We start from the raw sequence: 11,470 nt of genomic DNA on the forward strand, positions 1-11,470 counted from the left end.
ACATGGCCCGCGCCATGCCGGGCCATGCGCGTTGCCGCGCCTTCTTCTTCCACCATGATCGTTGAACTGCTCACCGACCCCGCCGCCTGGATCGGTCTCCTGACGCTGGTCGTCCTGGAGATCGTGCTGGGCATCGACAACCTGATCTTCATCGCGATCCTCGCGGAGAAGCTGCCGCCGCACCTGCGCGACCGCGCCAGGCGGCTGGGCCTGGGCCTGGCGCTGTTCATGCGGCTGGCGCTGCTGTCGGTGGTTTCGTGGCTGGTCACGCTGACCACGCCGCTGTTCACCGTGTTCGGCCAGGGCTTTTCGGGGCGCGACCTGATCCTGCTGGTGGGCGGCCTGTTCCTGCTGTTCAAGGCCACCGCGGAGCTGCACGAGCGGCTCGAGGGCGTGACGCACACGGCCGGCGGCTCCACCGTCTACGCGAGCTTCGGCCTGGTGGTGACGCAGATCGTGGTGCTCGACGCGGTTTTCTCGCTCGACGCGGTCATCACCGCCGTGGGCATGGTCGACCACCTGCCGGTGATGATGGCGGCGGTGATCATCTCGATCGGCATCATGCTGTGGGCGTCGAAGCCGCTCACGCGCTTCGTCAATGCGCACCCCACGGTGGTGGTGCTGTGCCTGAGCTTCCTGCTGATGATCGGCCTGAGCCTGGTGGCCGAGGGCCTGGGCTTCCACATTCCGAAGGGCTACCTGTACGGCGCCATCGGCTTCTCCGTGATGATCGAGGCGCTGAACCAGTGGGCCAAGCGCAATGCGCTGAAGCACGAGGCGCGCCGTCCGCTGCGCGACCGCACGGCCGAATCCATCCTGCGGCTGCTGGGCGGCCGCGCGCCGGGCGAACCGGCACCGGCCGGCGCCACGGCCGACGGCGAAGCGCCGCTGTCCGAGCCCGCGTTCGCGCTCGAGGAGCGCAACATGGTCAGCGGCGTGCTGTCGCTGGCCGAGCGCAACGTGCGCTCGGTGATGACGCCGCGCGCCGACATCTCGTGGGTCGACCTGAACGACGACCCCGAGGCGGTGCGCGAGCAGCTGCTCGACACGCCGCACGGCATCTTCCCGGTGTGCCGCGGCTCGCTCGACGAGGTGGTGGGCGTGGCGCGCGCGAAAGACCTGCTGGGCCACCTGCTGCGGCACGGAAAGATCGACGAGAGCGGCGGCCTGCGCGCGCCGATCTATGTGCCCGAGTCGACCACCGTGATCCGCCTGATCGACACGCTGCGCGGCGCGCGCGGGCAGCTCGCGCTGGTCAACGACGAGCACGGCACGCTGACCGGCGTGGTCACGCCCATCGACGTGCTCGAAGCCATCGCGGGCGAGTTCCCCGACGAGGACGAGACGCTGGAAATCCAGCAGACCGCCGCCGACACCTGGACGGTTTCCGGCAGCGCCGACCTGCACCTGCTGGAGCAGGCCCTGCAGACGCACGGCCTGCTGAGCGACGACGACAGCTACACCTCGGTCGCGGGCTTCCTGCTCGCGCGCTTCGGCGGCCTGCCTCCGCAGGGCCGGACATGGGTACACGACGGCTGCGAATTCGAGGTGACCGACGTCGACGCGCAGCGCATCCGCACGGTGGTGGTGCGGCGCCTGCCTGCGACAGAATCAGGCAACTAAACTGCCGCTGCCGGAGCCCTGCCATGAACGCCCCCAACCACCGCCTGCCCGTTCCCCTCGACAAGGCCTACCGCCTGCTCAACCACGGCCCCACCGTGCTGGTGAGCGCGGCGCACGGCGGGCAGCGCAACATCATGGCCGCGGCCTGGGCCATGCCGCTGGACTTCGCGCCGCCCAAGGTGGCGGTGGTGCTCGACAAGAGCACCTGGACACGCGTGCTGCTCGAAGGCGCCGGCAGCTTCGCGCTGCAGGTGCCCACGCGCGCGCAGCTCGACCTGACGGAAGCGCTGGGCAACAGCTCCGGCCGCGAGATCGTCGAGCAGTCGGGGCACGACAAGTTCGCGGCCTACGGCCTGCAGACCTTCGCGGGCACAGCCACCGATGCGCCGCTGCTCGAAGGCTGCGCGGCGTGGCTCGAATGCCGCCTGCTGCCGGAGCCGCACATCCAGCAGAGCTACGACCTGTTCCTGGGCGAGGTGATCGCCGCGCAGGCCGATTCGCGCGTGTTCGCCAACGGGCGCTGGAATTTCGACGGGCATGACGAGCTGCGCACGCTGCACCACGTGGCGGGCGGGCACTTCATCGTCGACGGGGAGGCGGTCGATGCGCGGCCGCTGCCGCCCACCGGCTCCTAGCGCTCGCTCCTAGGCCGAGGTGCGCCGCGCCGGCCTGGCCACCAGCATCAGCCGCAGCACCAGCGTGCCGCACACGGCGGCGGCAAGTGCAAGCAGCGCGACCCACAGCAGGCGTGCCGGCGACGCGGCGTCGAGCCAGTCCGCCAGCAGCAGCGTGGCGCTGTTGTACGCGGCATGCAGCGCGATGCAGGGAATGAGCGAGCGCGTGCGCTCGTAGAGCCACGCGAGCACCGTGCCCATGATGAGGCCGACCACGAACTGGTAGATGTTCATGTGCGCGGCGCCGAACAGCAGGGCGGACAGAAAAATGGCCTGCCAGCGCGGATAGCGCTGCAGGAAGCCGCGCAGCACGATGCCGCGGAACAGCATTTCCTCGAGCAGCGGCGCCACCACGCACACCGCCAGCACGGCCGCCACGCTGCCGTCGGCCATGCGGCTGAACATGGCTTCTTCCCAGGCCGAGAGCGGCGCGATGCGCACCAGCAGGTTGAACGCGGAGGTGATGGTCAGCAGCAGCGCGGGCACCAGCAGCAGCACCGGCGGCACCACCAGCAGCAGCGTGACGCCGGCGGAAGCGCGCGACTGGTGGAACAGTTCGCGCCATGTGAGCTGCTGCGCATGCATCACCGCCGCGAACACGCAGCCGTTGCCGAGCACCGCCGACAGCACGCCGATCTGCATGCCGTTCAGGCCGAGCCACCGGTCGGCATCGCGCAGCGCCGCACCCACGACGATCTCGCACAGGCACAGCGCGAGGAACAGCAGTGCGGCTTGCGCCGCCGAGGGAAAGGCGGTGCTTTTCGGGGAGGGCATGGGAGAGTCGGGCTGCGCGGATGAGGAGGCGCGCATGTTAGCGCCCCCGTGTTGCACATGGCGGGGGCCTATGCGTGGGCGAGTTCGCCGCGCCTGAAGACCTGCGACAGCGGCGTGATCGCGATCGCGCCGGCTTGCCCCTGGGGTGGCAGCGAGAGCGCGCGCAGCACCGCGTATTCGCGCATGCGCGCAGAGCCGTGCGGATCGCCGGGCTGGATGCCGGTCGAGGGGTGGCACATCAGCACGTCGCCGGTGTGGCAGGCCGCGAGCCAGTCGGCAAGGCGCGCTTCGTAGCCCTGCACGTCGCCGGTGAAGTCGTACACGCCGAGCAGGCGCCGGCTCACCGGAATGCCGTGCTCGGCGGCGAGCGCTGCCAGCCGCGCGCCGCCCAGCGCATGGATCACGCGGGCCTTCAGCCGGTCGGGGCCGCTCCAGGCGCCGGGCGCTGTATAGCGCACCCACGGCGGCGACTCCGGGTAGCGGCGCACGATCTCGTCGACCAGCAACTCGCGCACCACCGGGAACTGGTGCACATGCCGGTGGCCGTCGACGAACGCCGGCGCACGGCCCATCGCGTCTTCGAAGCGGGTGAACTGGTCGCGGATGTCGGCGTGCAGCACGGGCGAGAACACGGTGCGCGTGTAGGTCCGCGCGATCAGCCCCGCGAGGCCGGGCTCGGGGCCGTCGGGCGTGTCGGGGCGCGTGAGGTCCAGGTGCAGGCCCACGTCCAGCCGGGTGGCGTCCAGCCGCCGCAGCGCCCGTGCGCCCGCGGCCCATGCGCCGCGCCGCACCATGCCGCTCGTCGCGGAGATCTTGCCCAGCTCGGCTAGCTCGAGCACGGCGGCGTTGATGCCGGGGCTCATGCCGAAGTCGTCCGCGCACACGCAGAGGTGGCGCATCGTCGGTTCCAGCGGGCCGGTGGTGTCAGTCATTGCCATTCGTGGAGGGGGCAGGCACGGGAGGGGATGGTATGGCGGCTCCGGCGGGCGCGGAGGCAGGGGTGCCCAGGCAGTCCGGATCGCGCGTGGCGCTCCCCGCGAAGCGCCAGGCCGCGATGCTTTCGTTGACCGCCACCAGCTGCGCCTTGCCCAGCCATGGGTTCGACAGCTGCGAGGCGATCGGCCCGACCAGCCAGGTGGTGCGGGGCACGCACAGCACGGGCGCGAGCTGCGTCCTGTCGATCAGCGTGGCGTCGGCGCGCGCGGGCTCGAAGCGGCTCGCATCGAAGATCTCCTTGCGCCAGTTGTCGCGGGTGTCGGTGGCGGCGGCCTTCCAGTCGTCCGACACGAGCACCGGCTGGCGCAGGTTCCAGTAGAAGGGAATCTCGTAGTAGTAGCTGTCGAGCATCATCACCTGGTCGCCCGGCGCCACCGACTGGCCGACCGGCAGCCGCAGCCGCGTGCCCGGCGGCACCGAGTAGAGCGCGACCGCGACCACGCACGCCACGCACAGCACGGCCGCAACCGCCGACGTGGCGCGCATCCTGGGCAGCAGCTTCTCGACGGCGCGCCCGGCCAGCACGCGCTGCGCGATCAGGCAGGCCAGCGGCGGCAGCGCGGGCAGCACGTAGCCCACCAGCTTGGACCGCGGCAGCGAGAAGAACACCACGATCACCGCCAGCCAGATCCACATGAGCCAGTCGACGTCGGACAGGCGCGACCGGGGCTCCCCGTGCTTTCCGCGCGGCACGAGCACCCACGCGAACCACGGCAGCGTGAGCACCGCCAGCACCGGTACGTAGAACCAGAACGGGTGCTCGTTGTTGAACCCCGACGAAGCGAAGCGCCGGAAGTGCTGGGTGATGACGAAGTAGTCGAAGAACTCGGGGTACTTCAGCTGCATGGCAACGAACCACGGGCCCGCCGCCGCCAGCAGGATCGCCCAGCCCGGCAGCCAGAGCGCGAGCTTCAGCACCACGGTCTTGCGCGTGGCGGCGCACCACAGCACCAGCACCGCACCGGGCAGCACCAGGCCGATCAGTCCCTTGGCCAGCAGCCCTGCCGCGGCCATCAGGTAGGCGCCCGCGAGCAGGGCGCGCCAGGGCTCGCCGCGCTCCCGCGCCAGCGCCGCGCCGGCGGCCAGCAGCACCGTGGCCGAGATGCAGCCGGCCACCAGCATGTCGAGGTTGGCGAACTGCGCGCCCAGGAAGAAGAAGGGCGTGGTCACCAGCACCACGGTCGACAGCAGCGCCTGCCGCATCGTCGACCAGCGCCGCAGGAACAGGAACAGCGCCGCCGCCGCCGTGCCCGCGCCGATGATCGAAGGCAGCCGCGCCGCCCATTCGACCGGGCCCGCCACCGACATCGCCGCCGCGCCGATCCAGTAGAACAGCGGCGGCTTGTGGAAGAAGGGCAGGCCGTCCAGCCGCGGCACCAGCCAGTCGCCGGAGTGCAGCATCGCCAGCGCCACGCTGCCGTAGCGCCCTTCGTCGGGCGCCATCAGCGGGCGCACCCATGCGGTCGCGAGCAGCCACGCGAACAGCGCGGCAATGAGCCAGAGGGGTCGGGGCGATGTCCACCAGGCGGAGCCGGGCCGTCTCATGGTTTCCCGGGCTCGGCCTGGAGTCCCTTGCCGTGTTCGCGCCGGACCACGTACAGCGGACGCCCCTTCACCTCCTCGTAGATGCGGGCGATGTACTCGCCCACGATGCCGGTGGAGATCATCTGGATGCCGATGAAGAACATCAGGCTCACGACGATGGTGGTCCAGCCGGACACGGAGTTGCCGAACAGCAGGTGGTCGATGGTCACGAAAGTGCCGTAGCCGAAGGCCGGCACCGCGAGCAGGAGGCCCGCCACGCTCACCATGCGCAGCGGCCAGGTGGTGAAGGCGGTGAGGCCGTCGATGGCCAAGCCGATCAGCCGGCGCGCGTTGAACTTGGTGGTGCCTTCGGCGCGCGGCGCGGGCGTGTAGGGCAGCGCCACGGCGCGGAAGCCCACCCAGGCGTAGAGGCCCTTCATGAAGCGGCTGCGCTCGGGCATGGCCATGAGCGCGTCGACCACCTTGCGGTCCATCAGGCGGAAGTCGCCCGCGTCCTTGGGCACCTCGAAGCGGTCCGACGAATTGACAAGGCCGTAGAAGAGCTTGCTGCCGAGCTGCTTGAAGCGGCTTTCGTCGCTGCGCTGCTCGCGCACCGCGTAGACCACCTCGGCACCGGCCGTCCATTGCGCGAGCATCGCGTGGATCAGCTCGGGCGAGTGCTGCAGGTCGCCGTCGAGCAGCACCACGGCGTCGCCGGTGGCCGCCGCAAGACCGGCGGTGAGTGCGGCTTCCTTGCCGAAGTTGCGCGACAGTGAAATGCAGCGGAAGCCCGCGAGCTCGCACCATGCCTCGGCCACGGCGGCGGTGTCGTCAGTGCTGCCGTCGTCCACCACGATGATTTCCCAGCGCAGCCGCGTGGCCCAGAGGATGTCCTCCAGCAGCGGCAGCATGAGGCGCAGGTTGGCCGCCTCGTTGTAGCAGGGGATGACGCATGAGATGCTGCGCGCGTCGGGGGCGGGTGCGTCGGGCATGCCGGCCTGGGCCAGCGGTTCGGGGGTGCCCAAGGTGTGGGGCGGCAGGACCGCGCCGGGAGCGATGCCGGCGCCGGGGCGCGAATGTCTTGCGGCGGACGAAGAGATCATGAGTGCCTCCAGAGAGAGCTGGTCGCCGGACTGTCAGCGGATGCGCGGCCAGTTCGCGGGACGAAGAAGAGAAAGAGCCACCGCGCGATGGCGATCGCGCCGGCAACCACCGCGCCCAGCAGCAGGCCGGCGACGATGTCGAGCGGGAAATGCACGCCCACGTACACGCGCGCCCATCCGGTGGCGGCGGCCAGCGCCAGCAGCGGCACGCCGATGCGGCGCAGGCTGGGGCGCAGCATGAAGGCCAGCGCGACCATGAACATGACGGCCGCGTGCGTGCTTGGCAGCGAGCCGCGGCTCGCATGCTCGATGTAGGCCTGGCCCAGCCCCGCCGCGAACGGGCGAGGAACGTTGAGGCCCATGGCGATGGTGTGCGCGATCAGCGAAGTCACGCCGGCGGCGGCGGCCACGATGCACAGGTAGGCGCGGTCGGCGCGTTGCCGCCACAGCGCCACCACGACGATGCCCGCGGCGAGCCAGCTGCCCCACAGCGCGAAGGCGACGGCGACCGAGAGCACCCACGGCGTGGGATGGCTGCCGGCGTGGATCCAGTGAAAGAAGGCGAGGTTCAGCGCGTCCATGGCGCCACTCCTTGCGGATGAATGCAAACAACAGGCGCAGGGCTGCGCAAGGTGCGGCAGGCGCACCTGAAAAATTTGGACATGTCAGTCCTTTCGACGAGGAAGAGAGGCCCGCTGCGCAGACGTCAGCGGGAGGACGCGACGCGCGAGGCGCCGGTTTTCTCAGATCCCGTAGGGCGGGGCGGCGGTGGGCGGCAGGCGCCGCCAGGGCTGCGCGCAGGGCGGCGCGCCCCCGTGCGGCGGCACGTGTTCGGGCGCTTCGCGCACGATGGGCGTGGCAAGCCGTGCCAAGGCCACGGCCAGCGGCAGCATCGCGAGCACCATGGCCATGAGCGCGCTCAGCCCGAAGTCGAAGGCGTCGGGGTGGTCGATGCTCGCCGGCGCCTGCGCGAAGACCGTGGTCTCGTGGTCGCTCGGGTGGTCGGCGCGGTCGTCGGCCTCGAACTGCGTGGTGTCGCTGACGCTGCGCACCCGCAGCATCGGCTCGTCTTCCAGGCCGTCGCAGCGGAAATGGACCGCGATGAAAGGCTGGAGAACAACCAGCAGCAGGCCCGCCACGCACCACCAACGGTAGTGCGCTCTGGCGAAATGGCGGACGCGTGCGAGAAGCATGCAGGAATGCTAGGAGGTTCGTGTGAACGGAACCTGATCGTGCGGGTCAGCATCCCGCAAGGTAGCGGCACGGGCCTGCGGTATAAGGCGCGCGCCCGCGCCGTGCAGCTACAGAACGAAGGGAATGAAGCGCCGCGTGCGCCGCATGTAGTCGCGGTAGGCATCGCCGAAATGCGCGATGCATTCCTGCTCGTCGCGCAGCGCCGTCATGAACAGCAGCACCGTGGCCGCGAGCACCAGCAGCAGCGTGAGCCAGCTGAACTGCTTGAGAAACGCGCCCCAGGCCAGCAGCATCAGCGCCGTGTACATGGGGTGGCGGATGTAGCGGAAGGCGCCGCTGCTGACGACGGCGGATGTCTTCTCGAAGCCGTAGAGCGCGGGGTCGTCGCTGCGCGCCTCGGTCGGCTTGCCCTGCGCCTTGAGCAGGCGCACCGCATGGATCGGCAGCCAGATCGACAGCACGAAGAAGATGCTGGAGACGATCTGCCTGGCCGAGAACGGATCGTCATGCCACCACGGCAGGTTGACCAGCGCCAGCACCAGCATGCATTCCCATGCGAAGAAGCGGTAGAAGCCGTGCGAGCCGGGCCGGCTCAGCGGGCCGCGCGAAGCGTAGAGCAGCGCGGCCGTGCCGGCGATGAAGGCGAAGATCTGGAACCAGAAGAGCATGGCGGCCGAATTTACACGGCCGCGTCGATCTATCCGGCTATAGAAAACCCGCCGTCCACGGGAATCGCGGTGCCCGTCACGTAGTCGGACGCGGCGCTCGCCAGGAACACGGCGGTGCCGGCGATGTCGCCCGGCTGGCCCCAGCGGCCGGCGGCGGCGCGGGCCACCACGCGGTCGTACAGGCCCGGGATCTGGCTGCGCGCGCCGTCGGTGAGCTCGGTCTCGAACCAGCCGGGCAGGATCGCGTTGACCTGGATGTTGTCGGGCGCCCACGAGAGCGCGGTCGACTTGGTGAGCTGCACGATGCCGGCCTTGCTCGCGGCGTAGGCCGGCGCATAGGGCGCGCCGAAGATCGACATCATCGAGCCGATGTTGATGATCTTGCCGCCGCCCGCGGCCTTCAGGTGCGCATGCGCGGCGCGGCTGCACAGGAAGGCGCTGGTGAGGTTGGTGTCCATCACCTTGTGCCATTCGGACAGCGCGAGCTGGTCGACGGGCTTGCGCACCGTGGTGCCGGCGTTGTTGATGAGGATGTCGAGCCGCCCGCAGCGCGCGGCGGCCTCGTCGAACAGCTTCTGCACCGAGGCCTCGTCGCTCACGTCGGCCTCGAGCGCGAAGCTGTCGCTGCCCAGCGCCTTCAGCGCCTCGACCGCGGCGGCCGACTTCTGCGCGTTGCGCGCTGCCACGATGACGCGCGCGCCGGCCTTGGCAAGCCCTTGCGCCATGCCGAGGCCGATGCCCCCGTTGCCGCCCGTGACCAGCGCGACCTTGCCCGTGAGGTCGAACATCGTCGTCATGCCTGCACCGCTTCCGGCTTCTTGGAGACCAGCGTCAGGATGTCGTAGCTGGCGACCAGCTCGCCGTCCTGGTTGGTCACTTCCACGTCCCAGGCCACCACGCCCTGGCCCTGGCCGCTGGCGTCTTTCTTGTTGCGGTCGATCTTGCGCTTGCAGGTCAGGCGCGCCTGGATGGTGTCGCCGATGCCCACGGGCTTGGTGAAGCGCAGCGTGTCCAGGCCGTAGTTGGCGAGCACCGGGCCGGGCGAGGGCGACACGAACAGGCCGGCCGCCGCCGACAGCACGAAGTACCCGTGCGCAATGCGCTTGCCGAAGGGCGACTGCTTGGCCGCCACCTCGTCGAAGTGCATGTAGAAATAGTCGCCCGAGATGCCGCCGAAGGCCACGATGTCGGCCTCGCCGACGGTGCGGCGATGCGTGAGCAGCGAGTCGCCGACACGCAGGTCTTCGAAGTAGCGGCGGAACGGATGCACCTCGCTCTCGCGCACGGCCGCGCCGCGCACATGCTCGCCGGTGATGGCGGCCAGCATGGTGGGCGAGCCCTGCAATGCGGTGCGCTGCAGGTAGTGCTTGACGGCGCGCAGGCCGCCGAGTTCTTCGCCGCCGCCGGCACGCCCCGGGCCGCCGTGCTTGAGCTGCGGCAGCGGCGAGCCGTGGCCGGTCGATTCGGCCGCGGCCTCGCGCTCGAGCACCAGCAGCCGGCCGTGCCATGCGGCAGCCACGGGAATCGCCTTGGCGGCGATGGCCGGGTCGCGCGTGACCAGCGTGCCGACCAGGCTGCCGCGGCCGCGCGCGGCCAGTGCCAGCGCCTCGTCGATGCCGTCGTAGGGCATCAGCGTGCTGACGGGGCCGAAGGCCTCGACGTCATGCGCGGCGTCGTGCTCCAGCGGCTTGCGGCTCAGCAGCAGCGTGGGCGCGAAGAAGGCGCCTTCGCCCACGCCGTCGCCCACCGGCGAGAAGCCGTCGCGCTCGCCGTACACCAGTTCCGCGCCCTGCAGCAGCGTGGCCACGCGCTCGGCCACGTCGGCCTGCTGGTCGCGCGAGGCCAGCGCCCCCATGCGCACCTCTTCGCGCGACGGGTCGCCGACCACGGTCTTGGCCAGCCGCGCGCGCAGCCGCCCGGCCACCGCGTCGAGGTGCTGGCGCGGCACGATCGCGCGGCGGATGGCGGTGCACTTCTGGCCGGCCTTGATGGTCATCTCGCGCGCGACCTCCTTCACGAAGAGATCGAACTCCTCGTCGTCGGGCGTCACGTCGGGCGCGAGGATCGCGCAGTTCAGCGAGTCGGCCTCGGCATTGAACGGGATCGACTGGCGCACGATGTTCGGGTGCACGCGCAGCTTGGCGGCGGTGTCGGCCGAGCCGGTGAAGGTGACCACGTCGGGCCCTTCGAGCCGGTCGAGCAGGTCGCCCGTGCTGCCGATGACCAGCTGCAGGCTGCCCGCGGGCAGGATGCCCGACTGCACGATGAGCCGCACCAGCGCTTCCGTCAGGTAGCTGGTGGCCGTGGCCGGCTTGCCGATGCAGGGCATGCCCGCGAGGAAGGTGGGCGCGAATTTCTCGAGCAGGCCCCACACCGGGAAGTTGAACGCGTCGATGTGCACCGCCACGCCGCCGCGCGGCACCAGGATGTGCGTGCCCGCGAAGCCGCCCTTCTTGCCGAGCGGGAAGGCCGGGCCTTCGTGCACCAGGTTGCCTGAGGGCAGCTCGTTGGTGCCGATGCCGGCGTAGGCGCTCAGCGTGCCCGCGCCGCCTTCGATGTCGATCCAGCTGTCGGCGCGCGTGGCACCGGTGTGGGCGGAGATGGCGTAGAGCGTTTCCTTGTTCGCGGCGATGTACTTGGCCAGCGCCTTCAGGCGCTCGGCGCGCTGCTGGAAGTCGAGCTTCATGAGCTCGGGAATGCCGGTGCGGCGCGCGTACTGCAGGGCCTCCGCGAAGTCGATGGCCTCGGCGTGGGTGCTTGCCACGGGTTGGCCGTTGACGGCGCTGCGCAGCTGCTGCGCGGCCTGCTGGCCGATCCAGCGGCCGGCGATGTAGCTTTGGAGGGTGGTGGTCATGGTGCGGGTCCTTTCGCGATGTCTGTTTTGCTCCTTCCCCCTCTGGGGGAAGGCGGGGAT

Annotated in this window: 11 protein-coding genes; 2 read left to right on the plus strand and 9 right to left on the minus strand. The window is 70.4% G+C overall.

Features of this window, described 5'->3' with window-relative positions:
- Positions 1-54 precede the first annotated feature (54 nt).
- Both AC1RVW_RS26655 and AC1RVW_RS26660 read left to right on the plus strand, forming a co-directional pair.
- A complete protein-coding gene (locus AC1RVW_RS26655) occupies positions 55-1,623 on the plus strand; it encodes a TerC family protein (protein ID WP_493203608.1) in 1,569 nt (522 codons plus the stop codon).
- Positions 1,624-1,646: 23 nt separating this feature from the next.
- Positions 1,647-2,258, plus strand: a complete 612-nt coding sequence (locus AC1RVW_RS26660) for a flavin reductase family protein (protein WP_493203609.1) — start codon at positions 1,647-1,649, stop codon at positions 2,256-2,258.
- 9 nt (positions 2,259-2,267) lie between these two features.
- Here the strand turns inward: AC1RVW_RS26660 and AC1RVW_RS26665 are convergent, their stop codons facing one another.
- From AC1RVW_RS26665 to paaZ, 9 genes are all read right to left on the minus strand, one after another.
- The gene (locus tag AC1RVW_RS26665; RefSeq protein WP_493203610.1) at positions 2,268-3,071 is read right to left on the minus strand and encodes a CPBP family intramembrane glutamic endopeptidase; all 804 of its coding nucleotides are present in this window, start codon (positions 3,069-3,071) and stop codon (positions 2,268-2,270) included.
- 68 nt (positions 3,072-3,139) lie between these two features.
- Entirely contained in the window at positions 3,140-4,003 is an 864-nt protein-coding gene (locus AC1RVW_RS26670; protein ID WP_493203611.1) for a ChbG/HpnK family deacetylase, read from the minus strand.
- The gene (locus AC1RVW_RS26675) at positions 3,996-5,612 is read right to left on the minus strand and encodes an ArnT family glycosyltransferase (RefSeq protein ID WP_493203612.1); all 1,617 of its coding nucleotides are present in this window, start codon (positions 5,610-5,612) and stop codon (positions 3,996-3,998) included. Before AC1RVW_RS26675 ends, AC1RVW_RS26670 begins: the two co-directional genes overlap by 8 nt.
- Positions 5,609-6,694 (minus strand): glycosyltransferase family 2 protein, encoded by a 1,086-nt coding sequence (locus tag AC1RVW_RS26680; RefSeq protein WP_493203613.1) that lies wholly within the window; start codon positions 6,692-6,694, stop codon positions 5,609-5,611. The genes AC1RVW_RS26675 and AC1RVW_RS26680 overlap by 4 nt, the downstream gene beginning before the upstream one ends.
- Positions 6,691-7,275: a phosphatase PAP2 family protein gene (locus tag AC1RVW_RS26685; protein ID WP_493203614.1), complete on the minus strand. Its 585-nt coding sequence runs from the start codon at positions 7,273-7,275 to the stop codon at positions 6,691-6,693. Before AC1RVW_RS26685 ends, AC1RVW_RS26680 begins: the two co-directional genes overlap by 4 nt.
- A 162-nt stretch (positions 7,276-7,437) precedes the next feature.
- The gene (locus AC1RVW_RS26690; RefSeq protein ID WP_081266389.1) at positions 7,438-7,887 is read right to left on the minus strand and encodes a hypothetical protein; all 450 of its coding nucleotides are present in this window, start codon (positions 7,885-7,887) and stop codon (positions 7,438-7,440) included.
- 108 nt (positions 7,888-7,995) lie between these two features.
- Positions 7,996-8,556 (minus strand): methyltransferase family protein, encoded by a 561-nt coding sequence (locus tag AC1RVW_RS26695; RefSeq protein ID WP_081266388.1) that lies wholly within the window; start codon positions 8,554-8,556, stop codon positions 7,996-7,998.
- A gap of 29 nt (positions 8,557-8,585) precedes the next feature.
- Positions 8,586-9,353 (minus strand): SDR family NAD(P)-dependent oxidoreductase, encoded by a 768-nt coding sequence (locus AC1RVW_RS26700; RefSeq protein WP_172839784.1) that lies wholly within the window; start codon positions 9,351-9,353, stop codon positions 8,586-8,588.
- A complete protein-coding gene (paaZ, locus tag AC1RVW_RS26705; protein WP_493203615.1) occupies positions 9,350-11,410 on the minus strand; it encodes a phenylacetic acid degradation bifunctional protein PaaZ in 2,061 nt (686 codons plus the stop codon). The genes AC1RVW_RS26700 and paaZ overlap by 4 nt, the downstream gene beginning before the upstream one ends.
- Between the last annotated feature and the right edge of the window lie 60 nt (positions 11,411-11,470).

This window comes from Variovorax sp. MPBD4-3, from assembly GCF_058809745.1.